The organism is Desulfosarcina sp., from assembly GCF_033791525.1.
Taxonomy (GTDB): domain Bacteria; phylum Desulfobacterota; class Desulfobacteria; order Desulfobacterales; family Desulfosarcinaceae; genus Desulfosarcina.
The window spans coordinates 1-21368 of sequence record NZ_JASJGN010000027.1 but is presented as its reverse complement, the minus strand read 5'-3'; the positions used below and the strand labels follow the sequence as shown (position 1 = coordinate 21368).

The 21368-nt window shown below is 53.3% G+C and carries 21 protein-coding genes, 1 tRNA gene and 1 pseudogene; 11 read left to right on the top strand and 12 right to left on the bottom strand.

What is annotated here, in order from left to right; genetic code table 11:
* Both QNK41_RS01350 and hemL read right to left on the bottom strand, forming a co-directional pair.
* Positions 1 to 319 (bottom strand): hypothetical protein (locus tag QNK41_RS01350; protein WP_319252967.1); only part of this gene is annotated, 319 nt, incomplete at its 3' end.
* A 58-nt stretch (positions 320 to 377) separates the two neighbouring features.
* Positions 378 to 1664 (bottom strand): glutamate-1-semialdehyde 2,1-aminomutase, encoded by a 1287-nt coding sequence (hemL, locus tag QNK41_RS01345; protein WP_319252965.1) that lies wholly within the window; start codon positions 1662 to 1664, stop codon positions 378 to 380.
* Positions 1665 to 1878: 214 nt separating this feature from the next.
* Between hemL and QNK41_RS01340 the strand changes: the two genes are divergently transcribed.
* The 9 genes from QNK41_RS01340 (at position 1879) to QNK41_RS01300 (ending at position 9559) form a co-directional block, all read left to right on the top strand.
* Positions 1879 to 2610, top strand: a complete 732-nt coding sequence (locus tag QNK41_RS01340; protein WP_319252963.1) for an RNA 2'-phosphotransferase — start codon at positions 1879 to 1881, stop codon at positions 2608 to 2610.
* A 153-nt stretch (positions 2611 to 2763) separates the two neighbouring features.
* Positions 2764 to 2840: transfer RNA gene (locus QNK41_RS01335), tRNA-Lys, on the top strand.
* Positions 2841 to 3050: 210 nt separating this feature from the next.
* Complete coding sequence (rpsF, locus tag QNK41_RS01330; RefSeq protein ID WP_319252961.1) at positions 3051 to 3590, top strand: 30S ribosomal protein S6; 540 nt, start codon at positions 3051 to 3053, stop codon at positions 3588 to 3590.
* Between the two features lie 3 nt (positions 3591 to 3593).
* On the top strand, positions 3594 to 3857 hold the full coding sequence (rpsR, locus tag QNK41_RS01325; RefSeq protein WP_319252959.1) for a 30S ribosomal protein S18: 264 nt from the start codon (positions 3594 to 3596) through the stop codon (positions 3855 to 3857).
* 51 nt (positions 3858 to 3908) lie between these two features.
* Positions 3909 to 4880, top strand: coding sequence for a YybS family protein (locus QNK41_RS01320; RefSeq protein WP_319252957.1), 972 nt, complete (start codon positions 3909 to 3911; stop codon positions 4878 to 4880).
* 32 nt (positions 4881 to 4912) lie between these two features.
* Positions 4913 to 5362, top strand: coding sequence for a 50S ribosomal protein L9 (gene rplI, locus QNK41_RS01315; RefSeq protein WP_319252955.1), 450 nt, complete (start codon positions 4913 to 4915; stop codon positions 5360 to 5362).
* 327 nt (positions 5363 to 5689) lie between these two features.
* Positions 5690 to 7051: a replicative DNA helicase gene (gene dnaB / locus QNK41_RS01310; protein WP_319252953.1), complete on the top strand. Its 1362-nt coding sequence runs from the start codon at positions 5690 to 5692 to the stop codon at positions 7049 to 7051.
* Complete coding sequence (gene hflX, locus QNK41_RS01305) at positions 7048 to 8688, top strand: GTPase HflX (RefSeq protein ID WP_319252951.1); 1641 nt, start codon at positions 7048 to 7050, stop codon at positions 8686 to 8688. The genes dnaB and hflX overlap by 4 nt, the downstream gene beginning before the upstream one ends.
* Before the next feature lie 100 nt (positions 8689 to 8788).
* Positions 8789 to 9559, top strand: a complete 771-nt coding sequence (locus QNK41_RS01300) for an inositol monophosphatase family protein (protein ID WP_319252949.1) — start codon at positions 8789 to 8791, stop codon at positions 9557 to 9559.
* 258 nt (positions 9560 to 9817) lie between these two features.
* Here QNK41_RS01300 and QNK41_RS01295 read toward each other — a convergent pair whose 3' ends face one another.
* The 3 genes and pseudogenes from QNK41_RS01295 to dnaA all read right to left on the bottom strand — a co-directional run bounded on the left by QNK41_RS01295 (position 9818) and on the right by dnaA (position 12567).
* On the bottom strand, positions 9818 to 10015 hold the full coding sequence (locus QNK41_RS01295; RefSeq protein WP_319252947.1) for an FAD-binding oxidoreductase: 198 nt from the start codon (positions 10013 to 10015) through the stop codon (positions 9818 to 9820).
* A gap of 92 nt (positions 10016 to 10107) precedes the next feature.
* Positions 10108 to 11043, bottom strand: a pseudogene (locus QNK41_RS01290) (FAD-binding oxidoreductase); the annotation flags it as partial.
* Between the two features lie 183 nt (positions 11044 to 11226).
* A complete protein-coding gene (gene dnaA, locus QNK41_RS01285; protein WP_319252945.1) occupies positions 11227 to 12567 on the bottom strand; it encodes a chromosomal replication initiator protein DnaA in 1341 nt (446 codons plus the stop codon).
* Between the two features lie 655 nt (positions 12568 to 13222).
* Between dnaA and pdxA the strand changes: the two genes are divergently transcribed.
* Entirely contained in the window at positions 13223 to 14296 is a 1074-nt protein-coding gene (gene pdxA, locus QNK41_RS01280) for a 4-hydroxythreonine-4-phosphate dehydrogenase PdxA (protein WP_319252943.1), read from the top strand.
* Positions 14230 to 17166, top strand: coding sequence for an excinuclease ABC subunit UvrA (gene uvrA, locus QNK41_RS01275; RefSeq protein WP_319252941.1), 2937 nt, complete (start codon positions 14230 to 14232; stop codon positions 17164 to 17166). Before pdxA ends, uvrA begins: the two co-directional genes overlap by 67 nt.
* Positions 17167 to 17337: 171 nt before the next feature.
* On the opposite strand, the gene atpE is transcribed toward uvrA, so the two are convergent.
* From atpE to QNK41_RS01240, 7 genes are all read right to left on the bottom strand, one after another.
* Entirely contained in the window at positions 17338 to 17619 is a 282-nt protein-coding gene (gene atpE, locus QNK41_RS01270; RefSeq protein ID WP_319252939.1) for an ATP synthase F0 subunit C, read from the bottom strand.
* A gap of 137 nt (positions 17620 to 17756) precedes the next feature.
* A complete protein-coding gene (atpB, locus tag QNK41_RS01265) occupies positions 17757 to 18446 on the bottom strand; it encodes a F0F1 ATP synthase subunit A (protein ID WP_319252937.1) in 690 nt (229 codons plus the stop codon).
* A 2-nt stretch (positions 18447 to 18448) separates the two neighbouring features.
* On the bottom strand, positions 18449 to 18838 hold the full coding sequence (locus QNK41_RS01260; RefSeq protein WP_319252968.1) for an ATP synthase subunit I: 390 nt from the start codon (positions 18836 to 18838) through the stop codon (positions 18449 to 18451).
* A 130-nt stretch (positions 18839 to 18968) separates the two neighbouring features.
* Positions 18969 to 19187, bottom strand: a complete 219-nt coding sequence (locus QNK41_RS01255) for an AtpZ/AtpI family protein (protein WP_319252935.1) — start codon at positions 19185 to 19187, stop codon at positions 18969 to 18971.
* Between the two features lie 121 nt (positions 19188 to 19308).
* Positions 19309 to 20106 carry a dihydroorotate dehydrogenase electron transfer subunit gene (locus tag QNK41_RS01250; RefSeq protein ID WP_319252933.1) on the bottom strand — a complete coding sequence of 266 codons (798 nt, stop codon included), beginning with the start codon at positions 20104 to 20106 and terminating at the stop codon, positions 19309 to 19311.
* Positions 20106 to 20882 carry a peptidoglycan editing factor PgeF gene (gene pgeF, locus QNK41_RS01245; protein WP_319252931.1) on the bottom strand — a complete coding sequence of 259 codons (777 nt, stop codon included), beginning with the start codon at positions 20880 to 20882 and terminating at the stop codon, positions 20106 to 20108. Before pgeF ends, QNK41_RS01250 begins: the two co-directional genes overlap by 1 nt.
* Positions 20883 to 21071: 189 nt before the next feature.
* On the bottom strand, positions 21072 to 21368 hold a 297-nt coding region (locus QNK41_RS01240), incomplete at its 5' end, for a ComF family protein (RefSeq protein WP_319252929.1).

The following is a 21368-nucleotide window of genomic DNA, read 5'->3' as shown; positions in this document are numbered from 1 at the left end:
TTTGATCCTTTTTGACACCCCCCAGATAACTAATGGTCTGGTTATCAGCCAGATCAGCTGAAAGTTGTTCCCCTGACCGTTTTATGGGTTCACCAAAAAACGCTTTGATAGCCGTTTCGAGAACCACCATCTCCTTTTCTTTGGAAATGGCATGGTAAAGACTCAGTCCATCTTCGGACACCCGGCGATCCATTTCCGGTAGTTTGTCAACCGTATCCACGAGCGCTATGAAGCCGGTCAATAGCTCCAGATTCTCTTTGAGGGCTTCGATTTCCGGGCTGCCGCTTCCCAGTATGTCTTGTATGGTGTCCTTATCCATAAGAAGCTGTAAGCGATATGCTGTAAGCTGCTTAGAGCTTACGGCTTATCGCTATCCTTTATAATCGATTTCTAAATACTTTCTCCGCGGCATCGATGGTCTTCTCAATCTGCTCTTTCTCATGGGCTGCCGATACAAACATGGATTCGAATTGCGATGGGGCCAGATATATCCCCTGCTCGCGCATCCCGGCATAATAAGCGGAGAACATTTCCAGGTTGGATGTTTTGGCATCCTCTATATTTTGAACAGGTTGCCGGGTAAAAAACAGACCCAGAATGGAAGCGACCCTGCCGACCTGTGCGGGAACACCTGTCTTTTCAATAGCGGCGCGCAATCCCTGTTCCAGGCTTTCAGCGCGTTGGTCCAAATGCTCATAAAATCCCGGTTGTCTTAATTCCTTGAGCATGGCAATTCCCGCCGACATGGCCAATGGGTTCCCGGACAGGGTTCCTGCCTGATAGACCGGTCCCTCCGGAGCGATTCTGGACATGATCTCCCGGCTCCCGCCGTAAGCACCCACGGGCATGCCCCCACCGATGATCTTCCCCAGTGTCGTAATATCCGGCATGATGTTGTATCGCGCCTGAGCCCCACCGTAGGCCACACGAAAACCAGTAATAACCTCATCAAAAATAAGGAGGCTGCCCGTCGCATGTGTCAACTCACGCAACGCTTCCAGAAAGCCTTGCACGGGCGGCACCAATCCCATATTACCAGCCACGGGCTCGACAATCACACAAGCCACATCTGCGCCCTTTTCCTTCATGACACGACTGATCTGGTCGATGTCGTTGTACGGGAGAGACAGGGTTTTCTCAGCAAAACACTCCGGTACACCCGGGCTGCCAGGTATGCCCAGTGTCGCCACACCCGAGCCTGCTTCCACCAGGAGCGTGTCGGCATGACCATGATAGCACCCATCGAACTTGATGATCAGATCGCGTCCGGTAACCCCTCTTGCCAGACGGATGGCACTCATGGTGGCCTCGGTGCCGGAATTGACAAAGCGCACCATTTCCATGGACGGTACCGCCGCCACCACCATCTCCGCCAGCTCAATCTCAAGATCCGTGGGAGCGCCAAAACTGGTACCCCGATTCATGGTTGAAGCAATCGCCTTAATTACGGATGAATGCCGGTGTCCCAGGATCATAGGGCCCCAGGATCCCACATAATCGATATAGCCGTTCCCGTCTGTATCGTAGATCATGCAGCCGTCAGCCCTGTCGATGAACAGGGGCTCGCATCCAACAGACTTGCAGGCACGTACCGGGCTGTTCACACCCCCGGGAATGACTTTGACGGCAGACGCAAATAGTGTTCGTGATTTTTGATGGTTCATGAATATATTTCCTCCACAAATGAATCAAATCCTTTGAAATTATATTGAAATCCCATATTCTTATAATTTGAAACGCTCATCTCAGGTTTATTATCAGAGACATGATATCAGGTCAAGCATCCTGCTTTCATGGGGAATAGCAAAATAGTAGTTGTATTTGTCGGACTATCACCCCTAAAAAGGTATCACAATTTACTTGAAGAGGCATACCCATATGAATGATTTAAAAAAGCAGGCCAAGTTCCTTAAATACATCCTGGGGTCTAGACCGGATGAATTCGGCCTGGTGCCGGACAAGGAAAGGTATGTCAAAATCAAAGACCTGCTCAAGGCCATCCATGAAGAAGATGGGTGGCGGTCGTTTCGCCAGGCCAATATCAACGAGATGATGGTATCCCTGCCGAATCCACCCCTTGAAATCAATGAAAACCGAATCCGTGCCAAGGATGGACAACAGATCCCCAAACGGGTGTCACCAGAACACCTGCCAAAACTGCTTTTTACCTGTCTGCGCCCGAACGCGTTGCACGTGATTCTGGAAAAGGGAATTCTTCCCATGGGACGCAAGCATGTGGTCTTCTCCTCCGATAAAAAAATGGCCAAACGAATCGGCAGACGAATCCATGCGTCTCCTGCGTTTCTAACCGTCAGTGTCGAAAACGCCATCAAGCAGGGAACCCTCTTTTTACAGGCTGGGGAAACGCTTTTCCTGGCAAGAAGCATCCCCGTGGGATGTTTTACGGCACCGCCCCTGCCCAAAGAACCGAAGATGGTCAAACACAAAGAGCCTCCCAAACTTAAAGAACGGGACAAATTCCCCGGCAGTTTTTTTCCGGACATGACCGAGCAGGTAGAAACCGTCGAACCTAAAAAATTGACCCGCAAGCAACGCAGGGAAAAGGACATCGCCTGGAAAAAGTCGCGGAAACAAACCAGACGACGATGAAAAATCTATTCATAACTTGACAAGACAGGATAACATGCAAAAAATGAGGGGTCGAGCGTAATTTTTGAAGCTAAATTTTCTTTTTGACAAGTCGTTTCAGGATTGATATGTGAACTTTTTGTTCGATGAATAAATTCGTGTAACATGTTCATTGGGCCGTTAGCTCAATCAGGCAGAGCACCTGACTCTTAATCAGTAGGTTGAAGGTTCGATTCCTTCACGGCCCACCAACGTTTTTTCCAAGGGACGGTAATGCCGCCCCTTTTTTTATGGTGCACAGCAATAACCCACCGCCAGCGATGGAAACCTTGTGAGTTGTACTAAGCTCTTGACAGTTTTTTTCGGTTGATGATATTTGTATTAATTTTTATTGATTCCGATGGAATCACTCATCCTTGCTCCGGTCCTTGGCCGGGGCTGTAAAGCCACAAGGAGGTTTTATGAAGCGGTACGAAACGATCGTTATTATTGACCCCGACCTCTCGAAGGAGGCAGAAACGCCGATCTTCGAGCGTCTAAACGATCTGATTCCCCAGTACAATGGGTTTCTGATCGAAACGGATGACTGGGGGACCAAGAAACTGGCCTCCGATATCAAGAAAAAAAATCGGGGACACTATGTAAGATTGGATTATTGCGGTGACGGGGCATTAATTCAGGAGATGGAACGGTTCTTCAGAATTGACGACAAAGTCATGAAGTTCATGACAGTCCTGCTGGATGAAAATGCTGACCTCGACGCCATCAAAGCTGACCTGGCGGAGAAAGCGGCTGCGGCGGAACAGGCGGCAACGGCGGAACAGGCGGCAACGGCGGAGAAGGCGGCAACGGCAGAGAAGGCGGCAGCGGCAGAGAAGGCGGCAGCGGCAGAGAAGGCGGCAGCGGCAGAGAAGGCGGCAGCCGAAAAGGCTGACGTGGCCGTTGAAACTGAAGCACCAACCGAGAACAATGAACCTATCGAAGATAAAAAAGAGGAGTAACCCATGGCCGTTTCAAAACCCCGCCCCCGAAGAAAGAAAAGAAGAATTTTCCACCGGCGCAAAGTCTGCCGATTCTGCGCAGACCAGAGCCTTATAATCGACTACAAGGATCCCCGAGCGCTGAAGTATTTCACCACCGAACGAGGAAAGATCATCCCTCGGAGAATTTCGGGCGCCTGCGCCAAACACCAGCGGGCCGTGACCCATGCCATTAAGCGTGCACGGACCATTGCCCTGCTGCCATACGTTGGGAACTTTGACCTGTAGTCGGTCAAGCTTAGCCGGCGGGACAAGAACGCCTATTTCCAGGAGAAGCGGATGGCACCGTTGCCATTTCAAAGTGAAGTATCGAAAGATATCGCTACCGGCGTAATGGCCACCCTCGTCATCTTTTCCGTGTCGGTCTTTATGCCGGTGGTGGGCTTTCTCTTCTCTATGTTCATTCCCCTGCCGATTCTTTTTTACCGGGCAAAACTGGGCAGACGCCACGGCATGATAGTCCCGCTGGTGGCCATCGCGGTGATGGGCCTTGTCTTTGGTGGGTTAACGATGGATATCCTCTTTTTTTCAGGGCTCATGTTTCTGGGGTTTGCCATCAGCGAGATGTTCGAAAAAGAGCTGTCCGTGGAGATGACCGTCGTGGCCGCCTGCTGCATTGTGTTAGGAGCCGGCCTGGCAGGTATCCTGCTTTACAGCATGGTCGCCAACACAGGGATATACGCCTTGGTTTCGGCTTACGTAGCAACCAATCTGGCGCTGTCCCTCGACCTATATAAAGGTATTGGCATCCCGCAGGAAACCATTGATACCATTTCCGGCTCCCTTGACCAGATTCAATTTGTGCTGGTGCGGATTCTGCCTTCACTGGCCGCCGCGTCCACGCTGTTTGTGGCTTGGACAAACTTAATTGCCGCGCGGCCGATTATGGAGCGCCGGGGCCTTTCTTTTCCGGACTTCGGCCATCTCAACCAGTGGCGGGCTCCCGAACCGCTGATTTGGGGTGTCATCGGCTGCGGACTGATCCTATTTCTGCCCGCAACGGATATCCGGCTGATCGGTGTCAACGGCCTGTTGGTGCTGCTGACGATCTATTTCTTCCAGGGTATTGCCATCGTTTCGTTTTTCTTTGAAAAAAAGAAATTGCCACGGGCCATTCGGGTGGTCCTGTACATGATGATCGCTTTGCAACAGCTATTCCTGCTGGTAATCATCTGCATCGGGCTATTTGACATGTGGATCAATTTTCGAAAAATTGACACCAATAAGCATGAACCGGACCTACCCTCGTGAATTCCAGGCGGTCCTTTTTTTGGAGGTAAAGCATGAAAGTTATTTTGAAGGAAACCATCAGTTCGTTGGGCATCATCGGAAGCGAAGTCAATGTGGCGGACGGATATGCGCGCAATTACCTGCTCCCCCAGCGAAAAGCCGTTCCGGCCACCCCGCAGCAACGCAAAATACTCGAGCAGGAAAAGGCCAAATTCGAACTGCAGATTGCAAAAGAAAAAGAGTTCGCCCAAGAGATGGCCAACCGTCTTGAGGCCGTTATGGTGACCATTGCATCAAAGGTCCACGAAGCGGATAAGCTTTATGGTTCCGTAACCGTCCGAGACATCATTGTCGCCCTGAAGAAACAGGATGTCGATGTGGAAAAACGGATGGTGCTGCTCAATGAACCGATTAAAAACATTGGCACATTCAAGGTTCCCATCCGCGTATACCAAGGCATCAAACCGGAAATCACCGTGGAAGTCGTCCCCGAGGAAGCCTAATTCATGACCGATTACCGGGAGTTCTTGAGCCAAGGCGGCAAAAGGCTCCTGGTAGTATAGCTAACCCGGGTAAACCAAAAATAACAAATTGCTAACACCAAACTACAAATCTCAAAAAAGGGCAAAAACCAACCGTTGTTTGTCTTTTAGTTTCCCCACTATTGATGAATGGAATCTCCTTTTTTTAAGATCGATAGGTTTGGAATTTTGAATTTAGCTATTGTGATTTATTGGTTATTTGGTTTTTGGTTATTGTAATTTATTTTTTGATAATCGTTTGTTTGCAGATAGAAGCCTCCGACACACTGTAAAATCAGGTGTTATTGTATGCCCAACACCCAACATCCGGTACCCAAAGACCCCGCATTCCATAAACTTCCGCCCCAAAGCATCGAGGCCGAAGAATCGATTCTCAGTGCCATTCTGATCGACAACAGCACACTCATTGATATTCTCGAGATCCTGTCTGCAGATGATTTCTACAAAACTGCCCACAAGATCACCTTTGCTGCCATAGAGACGCTCTATGCCAAGAGTGAACCGGTAGATCTGGTCACCTTGAGCAACCTGCTTCGAGAAAAGGACGAGTTGGAAAAAATCGGCGGGGCCGCCTATTTGGCCCGACTGGTGGATGCCGTGCCCATGGCAGTCAATGCGCACCACTACGCGCGGATCATTCACGACAAAGCCATCTTAAGGCGTCTCATAGAACGTTCCAACACCATTTCCAATCGGTGTTTTGACGACCGTGGAGAAGTCGAAAGTGTCGTCGAATTTGCCCAAAGCGCCATTTTTGAGATTTCCGAAGGAAAGACCAAGCAGGCTTTTTTTCCCATCAGCAAGATTATCGAATCCAACATCGACGCGTTAGAGGAGCGGCAGGGCAACCGGGCTCTGGTCACCGGCGTCACCACCGGTTTCTCAAAGGTGGACGCGCTCACCTCTGGATTTCAAAACTCCGATTTGATCATTATCGCCGGCCGCCCGGCCATGGGGAAAACAGCCTTTGCCCTGAATATGGCGCGCAATGCAGCCATCGAAGGCCAAGTGCCCGTGGCCATCTTCTCACTTGAAATGTCAAAAGAACAGCTCTCCTTGCGCATGCTCTGCGCTGAGGCCCGGGTGGACTCATCCCGCATCCGCAGCGGTTTTTTGAACAAGGAAGACTGGAACCGAATCACTGACGCAGCCGGTCGGCTGACCGAAGCCCCACTCTTTATCGATGACTCACCGGATATTTCGACCACGTCCATCCGGACCAAATCCATGCGCATGAAAATGGACAAGGGCCTGGGCATGATCATCATCGACTATCTTCAGCTCATGCGGGGCAACGCCAATATCGAACGACGGGACCTTGAAATATCGGATATCTCCCGGTCGCTGAAAATTCTGGCCAAGGAACTGAACATACCTGTCGTCGCCCTGTCCCAGCTCAACCGGAAACTGGAGGAAAGAAGCGACAAACGTCCCCAATTGTCAGACCTGAGGGAGTCCGGTGCCTTGGAGCAGGACGCTGACCTGGTGGCCTTCATCTACAGGGATGAAGTCTACAACCGTGACGAGAACAGTCCCCACCGGGGCACGGCGGAAATCATTCTGGCGAAACAGAGAAACGGTCCCACCGGCATGGCACCCCTGGCCTTCTTGAAATCTTACACGCGATTCGAAAACCTGGCCACTGAATGAAAGAGATCTTCGGCAACCTGTTGGGACTCAAGGCCAGCCAAATCAGGCGGTTGGAAAATCTAAGCCGACGACGCGTCCCCCCCCAGGACATCATCTCCCACGAATTGTGCCGAGACCTTTGCGCCCTTTCAGCTGAAACCAGCCGACAGATAGGCCTTCTCATCGACCGCAGCGGTAGGATTGTTCAAATCTTGATGGGAGAAGTGGACCGAATTGTTATCCCGGATCTGAAGGATTACCGGTTGGCACCGGACCGTCTGCGGGGGCTCCGGTGCATCCACACGCATCTGAACGAAACGCCCCTCACCCAGGACGACCTGACCGACCTGGCTCTCCTTCGACTAGATCTCATGGCAGTTGTCACCATGACTGGATCCGGTGAACCGGCATTGATCCACTGGGCCCATATCCTTCCGGGTGCAAACGAATCGAGCCCCTACCAGATCATGGATCCGATCCCGCCCTTCCGGCCGGAAATCGACTGCTTAAGCCTGATCCAGGCGCTCGAAGCCGAATTGGCCCGAAAAAAGACTGACACCGGCGGCCAGGCGGGGGCCGAACGCGCGTTGCTGGTCAGCGTCTTTACCGGCCCCCGAAAAGATGCCGTCGATTCACTGGATGAGTTGGAGGAACTGACCCGGACGGCCAATATCAGCATTATCGACACGGTTCTGCAGCAGCGGAAGAAAGCCAATCCCCGTTTTCTCATGGGAAGCGGCAAACTAGACGAACTGTCCATCATGGCCCTTCACCGGGGTGCAACATTGATCATCTTCGACCAGGAGCTCAATCCATCCCAGATTCGCTCCATTGCCGACCGCACGGAAATCAAAGTGATCGACCGGACGCAATTGATACTCGATATCTTCGCCCAGCGGGCCCAGACCCGGGAAGGTAAACTGCAGGTGGAGCTGGCCCAGTTGAAATATATCCTTCCCCGACTGGTTACGAAGGACACCGCCATGTCCCGGCTCACAGGCGGCATCGGCGGGCGCGGCCCGGGGGAAACCCGGCTCGAAATCAGCCGGAGACGGGCCAGAGACCGCATTCGGCGCCTTGAGCAGGCAGTCGCCACCGTTCAGAAAAACCGCAGCCAGCAGCGAAGCCGACGAAGCAAAAAGGGCCTGCCCATCATCTCCATTATCGGCTACACCAATGCGGGAAAATCAACCCTTCTCAACCAGTTGACCCACAGCCGGGTGCTGGCTGAAAACAAGCTGTTCGCCACCCTCGACCCGTCCAGCCGGCGACTTCGGTTTCCCAGGGACATCGAGGTGATCATTACCGATACCGTGGGATTTATCCGGGATCTGCCCAAGGAGTTGATGGCTGCTTTCCGGGCCACCCTGGAAGAACTGGAAAATGCCGATCTGCTGCTGCACATCATCGATATCAGCAATCCACGCCACCCGGACCAGATCCGTTCTGTTGAAACGATCCTTGACGAGCTTAACCTGTGCAGCATTCCCATGATCCGGGTGCTCAATAAAATGGATCGGGTGAATCCGGAAATCCGTAAAGGTCTGATCCGGCGACTGGATGGCATCGCGGTCAGTGCATTAAACCGGTCGACGCTCAAGCCCCTGTCGGAAAAAATGGAAGCTGCCGTGGAACACCTGTATGGGAACACCGCTTAAACAGGCAGAGAACGTAAATATTATTGTATATTGAATGGTTAGCGTTATCCCGATAATTCAGTTGACAGACTGTGCCAAATATTTGTAGATGTTTTCTCTTATGGAAATAGAACGGATCAAACGTGTGGGGATCGCTGCTGCCTGCAACGGTGGCAAGGTTCTGCGGGAGCATTTCGGCAAACTTCGATCAGTCCGTAAAAAAGGGGCTATCGATTTGGTCTCCGAAGCTGACATCCGATCCGAAGCGACAATCATCGACACCATCGCCAAGGCTTTTCCCGACCACGCCATTTTAGCAGAAGAGAGCGGGACACATGCGGGCAGCGGTGGCAGATGGATCATTGATCCGCTGGATGGTACGACCAATTTTGCCCACAACCTGCCGCTGTTCTGTGTCTCCATCGCCTTTGCGGTCGATGACCGCATCTTGGCCGGATTTGTCCTGGCCCCCCTTTTGGGCGAACTGTTCGTGGGGGTCAAGGACCAGGGGGCCCAACTCAACGGAATATACATTTCCGTATCCAACACCCCCATACTTGCCGACAGCCTGCTGGTCACCGGTTTCCCCTACGATCACCAGACTATATTCGAGCCATTGATGGGGCGTTTTGGCAGTTGCCTGACGGCAACACAGGGGGTCCGTCGACTGGGATCGGCAGCCCTGGATTTATGCTATGTGGCCAGCGGCCGCTTTGACGGCTTCTGGGAGCAGCATCTCAAACCCTGGGATACCGCCGCCGGTTTTTTGGTGGCCACAGAAGCCGGTGCCCGAACTACAGTTTTTTCGGGTGCCCCCTACGCCATCGACAAGGATGAAATTGTGAGCACCAACGGCCTCATCCATGATGAACTTCTCAACTTACTGGAGTAACCGGATTTGCAGACACCATCAGAGCAGGAAATGGAACTTTCGTTTGATCAGTACTTGGGCTGTTTCGGCAGATATCGGAGAAACGATCCGATATGTCGCCAACGGTGTGCCCTGAGCCTGCGTTGCGCCATTGAGAACGATCAGAATGAACGGTTTGAGATGTTGGAAGAGCTGGTTTCAGCCGGCAGCATGGTTATAAAAGCCAATTAAATACCGCGCCCTCTCGGTTGCCACAGGGGCCCTTTGGTTGCAACCCCGCTAATCGAGTGACGTGGGAAAGATCTTTCCAGGGTTCAACAATCCCAACGGATCGAAGGCCTGCTTGATGCGCTGCATCAGCGACATCGCCTCATCACTGACCTCTTTACGAATATAGGGGGCCTTGGTGATACCGACCCCATGTTCCCCGGAGATCGTCCCCCCCAGAGCCAGGGTGGTGTCGAAAAGGGTATCCACGGCTCGATTGGCCTTTTCTTTTCCAGTGCTGTTTGATCGGATTTATCCAGCATGATGTTAAAATGGATGTTGCCGTCACCCGCGTGGCCGAAGGCCACCATGGTAAGGCCGGTCTGTCGCCTGAGTTCGTCGATCTTGGCTACCAGATCTGGCACCCGGCTTCGGGGGACCACGATATCCTCGTTGATCTTGTGCGGCGCCAGTTTGAACAGCGCCGGTGAAATGGCTTTTCTCGCCTGCCACAGCCGCTGCGCCTGCTCTTCGGTTTCAGCCACGGTGACCGAAACGGCGCCGAGATGCCGACTCATATATTCGAGCATCCGGGCCGATTGACGGATTTCCTGACGTTTTCCGTCCACCTCCATGATCAGCAGAGCCTCAACATCCACCGGCAGCCCCACTTGCAAATACTACTCTGCCAAGCAAATAGAGGCATTATCCATGAATTCGATCGTTCGGGGAAAAACATGGCTGCGAATAATTTGAGAAACCGCACGCGCGGCCGTGTTCATACTGGCGAAGGCAACCGTCAGGGTCATCACGCTTTCGGGCAGCGGCAGCAGTGTTAAGGTTGCCTCGGTAATCAGAGCCAGGGTGCCTTCGGACCCGACGATGAGCCGGGTAAGATCGTATCCGACCACCCCTTTGGCTGAACGCACGCCGGTCTTTATGATTTCTCCAGTCGGAAGCACCGCTTCAAGCCCCAGCACATAGTCCCGGGTAACGCCGTATTTTACTGCCTTTGGTCCACCGGCGTTTTCGGCCAGGTTGCCGCCGATGGTGGAAAAGCTGGCGCTGGAAGGATCCGGCGGGTAAAACAGCCCTTGTCGTGTTACTTGATTTTGAAAGTCGGCAGTGACCACACCAGGTTGAACACGGGCGATCAGACTTTCCTGATCGATCTCGACGATCCGGTTCATACGGTTGAAGACGACGATTCCACCTTTGACGGCCAGAGCCCCGCCGGTCATGCCGGAACCGCCGCCCCGCAGAATCACCGGGGTCTTGTATGATACGGCAAGGGTCATGATCTGCGACACCTCTTGTGCCGACGCCGGAAAGACCACTGCATCGGAGACAAGAAGGGTGGCGGTGGCATCAAAACCGCAGCAGACCAAATCTTCACGATGAGAAGAGAAATGGGGAGTGCCGACTATGCGTTCCAGTTGTCCAGACAGTCGGGATTGATCGCCATGGTTTTCCCTGCCGAATCAGATCTTTCCTTTTTCCAGACGCTCGGACAAAAACACGACATGTTTCTGAAAGGGACCTTTTTCCTTGACGCCCTTTTCCACAGCCTTCAGGGCATACAGGGTCGTTGCATGATATCGGTTGAAACTCTTGCCGATGGTTTGAAGAGAATGGTCGGTGTACTGCCGGGAGAGGTACATGGCCACCTGCCGAGGCCGGACGATGGATTGTCGCCGGGAGGGGGAAGTGAGGTCCGCAATGCTGACATTGTAATACTTACAGACCAGCCGCTTGATAGAATCCAGGGTGATACCGTCTCGTGAGGTAACGATGTTTTTTACGACGCTGCGGGCAAGCGCCAAATCCACATCCGATCCAAGCAGCGATGCCTTGGCGGCGACACCGATAAATCCACTTTTCAGTTGCCTCACATCATCGGTCAGTTCGGATGCCAAATATTGCAGGACCTCTTCGGAAATGTTGTGCCCACTGGATAAAGCCGTCTTTTTGAGTATTCGGAGACGGGTCTTATAGTCAGGTGAATCGATTTTCGAAATCAGGCCGCAGCAGAGCCGCGATTTGAGTTTGTCATTTAGTTTGGGAATGTCCGACGGCAGGTAGTTGCTGGAGTATATGATTTTTTTATTGGCATTCATCAATGACTCCAGCGTATTGGACAGTTCCTCCTGAGTCCCGCTTTTTCCGCTCAAAAAGTGAACGTCCTCCAGCAGCAGGACGTCGCAGTTCTGGCGGTACTTTTCCTTGAATCGATGGATACTGCTGCTGCGATAGGAACCGGTCATCTCATTCATAAAGTCTTCAGCCGTGATATAATAGACCCTTTCAGTGGGAAATGTTTTAAAAATGTGGTGCCCCACCGCTTGGGAGAGGTGGCTTTTTCCAAGGCCGGTTTTCGAATGCAGATAAAGGGAGTTCTGGTTTCCCAGGTTGCGCGCTGCCAGTGACAGAGCGGCAGAGTATGCAAAATCACTGTTCTTGCCGACGACGAACTGATCGAATGTGTAGTCTTTTCTGAGCAGTCGGCCGCCATTGGTTGGCGAATCGATGTGCGGCAGTTTCATCTGCCGGTCCTGTTTAATTTCTTTGCATTCTGCGGCTTGGCTCGACGCGACGATCAGGCGGACCTTGAAGGCCCTGCCCGCCGCCCTGGAAACAGCCTCTTCGATCATTTGACCATAATTGTCGGATATTCGTTTTTTTGAAAAAAGATTGGGGCAGGACAGCACCATGGCGCCGTTTTCATTGTCGCTGAATGCGATGGGTTCAATCCACATTCGGTAGCTGTGGCCAGGAACTTTTTCCTTAAGCAGAGTTTTCACTGACGTCCAGATCTGGTCCATTTAGAAAATAAATTCCCTTCATCAGCATTTACAATTGACTGCGCGCTTTGATGAAACAGCCGATTATTGGTTTAAAATATGGAGCTATTGGTTAATTATCTGCGGTTTTCGGAAAGGTAGTCGTAAAGATTGACGACTGGCGAGTTATTTACAAAATAGGATGTTCCAAGTCAATGTCAAAGACGGTCGGTTAATCAAATTGATAGCACGCTGCTCAAAAAGGTTTTTTATTATAATTTTTTCTGTTAGTTACCATGTAACTGCCGAGCAACTGCTTCGAAATACAAGGTTTTTCAACCCGTTATTTTTCCATAAGCATTCTAAGCAGATCGGGAGTTATCAACAATGTGTAAACAATCGTGTAAACTCTTATTTTCTTCGATTTGTTTGTTTTTTCTTTGTTTTCCTTTTTTATACCTTTATGTCGCTACAAATTTGAGCGGATTCAATCAAACATCAGCGATCCAACTGAACTGCTGATTCCAAAAGATGCAGGGTTTGTCCTTTGCCGGTCGCGCCCATGACCGATTGTGGGCCACGGGTGGACCGAAAATGTGCTGGATTGCTGGGATAAATGGAAATGAATTTACAAACCCGGATCGGCTAAGTATGATAACTGAATTTTTGAACCCAACAATCATGGACCGACCAAACCATGAAAGCGAGCTTACCGCTGCTGGGCATCACCATGGGGGATCCGGTGGGCGTCGGCCCGGAAATTATTCCCAAAGCCCTTTCCAATCCGCACGTCTTGCGGTGCTGCCGGCCCTTTGTTTTCGGTGATGCGACCCGCCTCCGGGTTGGTGCGGCGTCAATCGGCGTCCGTTTGAAGTTCTCAGAAAAGTCGTCGATCAACGATATCCGTGTTGGACACGACGGCATACCCGTAATCAATCCCGCTGGAATGGATACCGAAGGGTGTGAATGGGGCCAGCCCACGCCCATTTCCGGGATGGCCATGGCGGCCTATCTGAATGCGGCGATCGATGACGCCATGGCCGGCCGGATCGCAGCCATCGCCACCGGCCCCATCAACAAACTGGCATTGAAAATGGCCGATATCCATTTTAACGGACACACGGAGATTCTGGCCCAGTGTACCAACACCCACAATTATGCCATGATGCTGGCCGGAAAGCGGCTTAAGGTCGTCCTGGCAACCATTCATCTTCCCATTGGACAGGTCTCCCGAGCCCTGACCAAAAAAGGCATAGCAACCATCGTCAGCCTGACCGATCATGCCCTGAAAACCCGCTTCGGCCTGCGGGTGCCGCGTATCGCCGTGGCCGGACTCAACCCGCACGCCGGAGAATCCGGTCTATTCGGCAGCGAAGAGGAAAAAATCATCGGCCCGGCCATCGGTATGGCCGCTTCTCGAGGGATTACGGTCACCGGCCCCCACCCGCCTGATACCGTCTTTTACCGGGCATCCCGGGGCGCATATGATGCGGTGGTGGCCATGTACCATGATCAGGGACTGGGACCATTTAAAATGATTCATTTTGATGACGGCGTCAACACCACCTTGGGCCTGCCCATCGTCCGTACATCGGTTGACCACGGCACCGCCTACGACATTGCCGGCACGGGGCAGGCCTCACCGGCAAGCATGGTGGCGGCCATTACCATGGCGGTGGACCAGGCCCGTTGGCTGGACCGCCAATGCACCCAAAGGCAACCGGCCGCTTCAATCATGAACCTCGAACCGTCAACCCAACCGAATCCGTGACGACGATAAACGCAATTACCATTGAAGGGGCCAGGCAGCACAACCTGAAAAACATCAGCCTGCGTCTACCCCGCAACCAACTGGTGGTTATCACCGGCCTGTCCGGCTCCGGGAAATCCACCTTGGCCTTCGACACCCTGTATGCTGAAGGCCAGCGACGCTACGTGGAATCGTTGTCCACCTATGCCCGGCAATTCCTGGAGCGGCTGGAAAAACCCGATGTGGATCTGATCGAGGGCCTCTCTCCAGCCATCGCCATCGAGCAGAAAACGGCCATCCACAATCCCCGTTCGACGGTGGGCACAGTCACCGAAATTTATGATTTCATCCGCTTGCTTTACGCCCGTACCGGGATCGCCCACTGTTACCAGTGCGGCGAGCCCATCCTTGCCCAAACCATCGACGAGATGGTTAAAGCGGTCATGAAACGGCCCGGAGGCTCCCGGCTGATGGTTCTCGCACCGCTTTCGAAAGAACCGGCGGGCAGTTACCCGGGTCTGTTAAAACGATTGAGAAAAGATGGGTTTGCCCGTGTCCGCATCGATGGGAAAATACACGCGTTGGAGAGTGCCATCGATCTTTCAAATCCCCTTCCCGAGCGTATTGATGTGGTAGTTGATCGGCTGATTCTCAACCCGCGCGTCCGCAACCGCCTGGCGGACTCGATGGAACTGGCCATTGCGCGATCCGAGGGACAGGTGGAAGTGGCCTTTGTCGGCCAACGCATGGAAGCGGTAACAGAAGCCCTGTTTTTTAGTGAAAACGCCGCCTGCAAACGCTGCGGGGTCAGCTATCCGGAACTGTCACCGGCCAGTTTCTCTTTCAACTCGCCCCACGGCGCCTGCCCGCATTGCAATGGATTGGGCACGATTAAGCGCTTTTCGCCCCTGCAGATCGTCCCGAACCCCGAGCTCTCTTTAAGAGAAGGAGCGATCTCCGTCTGGGCCCATCGCCGTTCAGTCGCCTTTTGGGATTTTCTCGAAGATCTCACCGCCTTCTACGGCGTGGATATCTATACCCCTTACCGGGACTTTACGGAGACGTTTAAAACGGTGCTCATGCATGGTTCAGGGGACCGGCCGATCCCTTTCACCATTCATGAAAACGGTCGCATGAAAAAAAGATTGAAGCCATTTGAAGGGATTATCCCGTATTTGCAGCAGCAGTATGCCGAAGCGGTAACGTCCGCCGAGAAAAAAAACTTGAGCGACTACATGGCCGAATCACCCTGCACCCATTGTCAAGGTTCACGATTGCGCAAGGAGAGTCGGCATATTAAGATCGATGGAAAGTCCGTTGGCGATTTGACCGCTCAATCCATCACGGATCTGCAGCGCTTTTTCAACGTCTACCGGCCCGATGGCAAACGCGGTGTGATCTCCGAGAAAATCATCAAGGAGATTGCCGCGCGCCTGGCCTTTTTAAATGATGTGGGCCTTTCCTATCTAACCTTGGACCGGCCGGCCCACACCCTGTCTGGTGGAGAGAGCCAGCGAATTCGCCTGGCCACCCAGATCGGCGCTAAGTTGACGGGCGTGCTCTATGTATTGGACGAGCCTAGCATCGGTCTGCATCAACGCGACAACCAGCGGCTGCTGGATACGCTCATGAATATGCGCGACATGGGCAATTCGGTCCTGGTGGTTGAGCATGACGAAAATACCATTCTGGCCGCAGACCATGTCGTCGACATGGGGCCCGGTGCCGGCATCGACGGTGGCCATGTGGTCTTTCAAGGAACAGCGGCCATGATGCTGGAAGACGACCGGTCCCTGACCGGCAAATATCTTTCCGGCAGGCTGCAAATCGACGTGCCGGCCAGACGAAGGCCCGCCGACCAGGGAGAAATCCGTATTGTCGGGGCGAGTCAGAACAACCTTAAAAAGATCGATGTATCCTTCCCCACCGCTGTGTTCACCTGTGTCACCGGTGTCTCCGGTTCGGGTAAATCCAGCCTGGTGTTGGAGACCCTTTACCGGGCAGCCGTCCGCAGCCTTCAACAGCTCAATCTGCAGGCCGGCCATTACGAGCAGATCACCGGCCTGGAAAAGATCAACAAGGTCATCGACATCGACCAATCTGCCATCGGCAAAACGCCCCGATCCAACCCCGGCACCTATACCGGCATGTTTACACCGATCAGGGATCTATTCAGCCGGACACCGGAAGCAAGAATGCGCGGCTACAAACCCGGTCGGTTCAGCTTCAACATTCGCGGCGGTCGTTGCGAGGCCTGTGAAGGAGACGGGATCATCCGCATCGAGATGCATTTTCTGCCCGACATCTATGTCCCCTGCGACATCTGCAAGGGCAAGCGATACAACCGCGAAACATTGGAAATCCGCTATAAAGGCAAAAACATCGCCGAACTGCTGGACATGACCGTCGACCAGTGCCTGGCAATGTTTCAAAACATCGATGTCATCCGATCCAAACTTCAAACGCTGGTGGATGTCGGGCTCGGCTATGTCCCTATCGGCCAGTCCGCCACGACACTCTCCGGTGGCGAAGCCCAACGAATCAAACTGGCCCGGGAACTGAGCAAGCGGGGTACGGGAAACACCCTTTATATTCTGGACGAACCCACTACAGGGCTGCATCCCGACGACATTCGCAAGCTGCTGGGGGTACTCAACCGCCTGGTGGATGCGGGCAATACGGTGGTGGTGATCGAGCATAATTTGGATGTAATCAAAACCGCCGATTATGTCATCGATTTAGGACCTGAAGGCGGCGAGGCGGGCGGGGTTGTGGTGGCGGCAGGCACACCGGAAACCATCTGTGAGGTGAAAGAATCCCACACGGGCCGATATCTAAAAAAAGTTCTACGTTCAGGGGCTGAGTTCAGCGTTATCGTTTCTGGTTTGTAGGGATGACCCGGCCGGGTCGCCCCTACTTCTCTCCTTCATTTCCAGGATCATTTCACCGACGCAATAAACAACACCCGATTTGCTCAACCCTGAACCCTGAACCCAAACGTAAAAAGGACCGCGGCAATCAAGCAGCGGCCCTTTTCATGATTGTCTGTGGCAGGTACGGACTTATTTTACAAACAACTCGGCAATAGCGCCTGCCTGGGGATGCGCGTAGATCAGGATCAGCGCCACAACGAGTGCGTAAATACACAGAGACTCGATCATGGCCAGGCCGATCAGCAAGGTCACGGTAACCTTACCGGAAGATTCGGGATTCCGGGCGATACCTTCAACGGCGGACTTGAGGCCCATGCCCTGTCCAATACCGCAACCGAAGGCGGCCACTGCAATACCAAAACCAGCTGCTGTCACACACGCGATGAAGAACTGCAATGCTTGAGCTTCCATATCCTACACTACCTCCTTTAAAAGATTAATGATTAGGGCTTCTACCAGTTACCACAAACCGATTGAACGCAGGTCGATTCGCCGATTGACATGATCCGCATCGGCGAATCGACGGGTTTCCCTTGAGTGCTTCCCCATCAGTGGGCGTGTTCCATGGCCCCGGAGAAGTAAATGATGGACAGGAGAAAAAAGACGAACCCCTGCACGAAGGATACGAAAATTCCCAGGGCCATGATCGGCAGGGGGGCGAAAAAGGCGCCGGCCAAGCCGAAAAGAATGCCCAGAACAATCTCGTGGCCCATCATGTTTCCGAACAGACGGAAAGAGAGTGAGAGGATCCGTGCCAGGTGCCCGATGATCTCGATGATAAAGATCAGCGGTGCCATCCACCAGACCGGCCCCATAAAGTGCTTGATGTAGGCGGCACCATGGTATTTGACGCCGATGATGTGCGTGAACACCACCACTACGATGGCGCAGGCGGCCGTGGTGTTGAGGTTGGCGGTGGGTGGAAAGAACCCGGGGATGATACCGATCAGGTTGCCGATGAAGATGTAGAGAAAAATCGTGGCCGCCAGGGGAAAGAGCCATCGCGCCTCTTCACCAGCCGTTTCCACCATGAACTCTTCGATACCCAAAACGATCACTTCAAATAGGTTCTGGGCTTTTCCAGGTATCATGGAGATGGTTTTGGTGGCCAGGGCGCCGGCAATAATCAGGATCGCCATGAGCACCCAGGAGTAGACCACATGAGGGTATGTGTGGGCAAAATGCCCCAGCCCGATCGCTTCAAAAATCTTCACGAAAAATAGATAGGGATGCTCCATCCTTAGACCGCCTCCTTGAAAAATAATTTTTTTAGCTCAACCATGGTGGCCAGGGTGATGCTGGCAACCACGACGGAAAGACCAATGAACAGACCGATGGGATTCACCACCTCCTGGCTGATGAGGAAAAAGATAATCACGCCGCTGATGATGAATCGGATGTAGTATTTGATCAGGACCACGTTGGGAGAAGTCAGCCGCTGGGGGCGAAGGGCCTTGTTCAGGGTATGGGCCAGCAGATGAAAGTTGATCGTGACGATGAGTCCGCCGAAAATGATGCCCCGGGCGAATGCCGGGCTTGCCGCCAGCAGTCCCAGTAGGCTGACCGCAGCCAGAAGCACCCAGTTGGATCGCGTAACGAATGTGAGCAAGCGCTGCTGAATATTATTCACTGTATACAATTTTTCGCTGCTGTAGGTTTAACGGTAATTAATTTGGGCTGCGTTATCGGTCGTTGCAGTATTACAATACGGCGTCCTCCCTTTATCCTTGCCAAATTAGTTACCTTAAAGCCTATACGGGTCACAATTTGCGGCTCTTTTTAATTGCCAGGCCAATGTTGCGGTATCCGGCAGCGATGCCGAACCCCAAGAAAACAAGCGTCAACCACGGTGTCGTGTCAAAGCGCCTGTCCAGGTACACCCCGATCCCAAGTCCGATAAAAATGGAGAGTGACACCGAGAAACCCAGGCTCGAATAATAAGCCAGATCTCGTATCCACGTTCGCGTTTCTTTTTTCATGGGATTCGACCCTTCTCCGACCGCAGAGTGGCGTCAGATCAGGCCTTGATCGGAATGTTTGCGTCTAACACAGCCCGGGATTCAAGTCAATCTCAAAGTGGTTCCGAAGCGCCGAAAACCATCACCACACGAGCCGGTGGGCCTCGAAAACCGGGCCGTCCACACAGACGTGCCGGTAGCGTGCGTTGTCGTCCCGCACTTTCACGGCACATCCCAGGCAGGCGCCCATCCCACAGGCCATCATGGCCTCGATGGAAACCTGACATGGGATGCCGCGTTTGGCGGCAATGGCGGAAACCGCCTTGAGCATCCCAGACGGGCCACAGGCGCAGATGAGATCCACCGGACCGGCATCCAGGGCCTTCTCCAGGCTGCGGGTCACCATCCCCTGATTCCCCTGACTGCCGTCATCGGTAGACACGTCCAACAAAAAACCAGGAAGATCGAATTCGGTGATGCAGACCAGGTCGTCCTTGGTCCGGCCGCCGACGAATACCACGCACCGATTGAGACTGCCTTCCCGCTCGAGCATCGACTGAGCCAGAAAGCGGATGGGGGGCACACCGACCCCGCCGGCCACGAGGATCAGTTGCCGGCAGTTGTCGGGCACCAGAAAAGCGTTTCCCAGCGGCCCGATCACGGATAATCGGTCACCGTTCCGGCATCGGGACAACCGTTCGGTTCCCTTTCCCACCACTTTATACAAAATTTCTACCCCCGTCACACGATCCGCGTCCCGGATCAGGCCCAGTAGGGAAAAGGGGCGACGCAACAGGGGTGTGGCTTCGGTGCCGATGCGGACCATGATGAACTGGCCGGGTTTAGCGGTGTCGAAACCGGCGGCGCAGGATAGCCCCATGCGGTAATAGCCCGGTGCTGCTGGCTGGTTCCTCAATACGATGGTGTCTTGTTCGATCATTATTTATTTAACCCGATCAGGGCGGCAAAACGACCAGTTTCCCGCGCCGACCGGTATGAAAAAAAAAGGTGGGGATTGCACCGGGTGCATATGCCGGGACTATGTACATTGCCTTCCACCAGGCCGGCCGTGGTCAACTGATGCCGGCTGATGCGCCAGAAATCAAAATGGTGGGCACCTACACGAAAGGGCCAGAATTGTCGCGGGATCTCCTTTTTATAGTTGACAAACTCCGCACAGCAGGGACCCAGGGAAGGACCGATGGCAGCGGTCATCTGCCCTGGATCGCAGCCGAATTCGGCAACCATCCGCAAGACGGTGTGGCCGATAATATCGGCCACACTGCCCCGCCAGCCACAGTGGATGTTGGCCACCACGCGTTTTTTCGGATCGACAAGCATCACCGCCTGACAGTCCGCCGTTTGGATCAACAGCCGGATACCCGGCACATCTGAAATCAGCGCATCGGCCGACACCGGCGCGGTTTGAATCGCCTCCCCGCGGTTAACTGCCGCCCGGGTAATGGTCCGGATGGATGTGCCGTGATTCTGACGGGTGTAAACGTGAATGCCGCCACCGGTCATTTTCCGCAACCGTTTCCGGTTGGCCGTGACTGCCGCCGGGTCGTCACCCACCCCATGGCCCAGGTTCATTCCGTCAAAGGGCGGCCGGCTGCCATCCCCCATTCGGCTCACAACAACATGGACCAGTCCCGGGATACGCAAAAGCGGCAGGAATTGAAACAGATAATTGTCCTTTTCCTTTAACAGCAACAACGATTTACCTCATGCTTGACAGGTATTGCTATTTACCATTAGCCCTTAGAATGTATCTTAAAATGAGGATTTGGGTTCAAGATCAAGGCGGGATCGGGTTTCAAACCGCAGGCATACTCCAGTATGTCGAGGATTTGGAACGCGGTACCAACGCAGATATTGGATCAAAAGTCCGTTTTAAGAAAAATTCTACAGCGCCCGGGCCAACGTCAACACATCCACCCGTTCGGCCCCGTCACGTATCAGGACATTGGAACAGGCGTCGACCGTAGCACCCGTGGTCAAAACGTCATCCACCAGCAGCACCCGCATGCCTGCGGTCTGACAACGACGATTCACGCTGAATGCATTCCGGATGTTGATCCGCCGCTGCTGACGGTCCAATCCGGTCTGAGGGGCCGTGGCCCGGGTGCGCACCAGCAGGTCACGAATGATGACGGTCTCTTCGGGCAGCGCCCACCGTCTCACCAACAGGTAGGCTTGGTT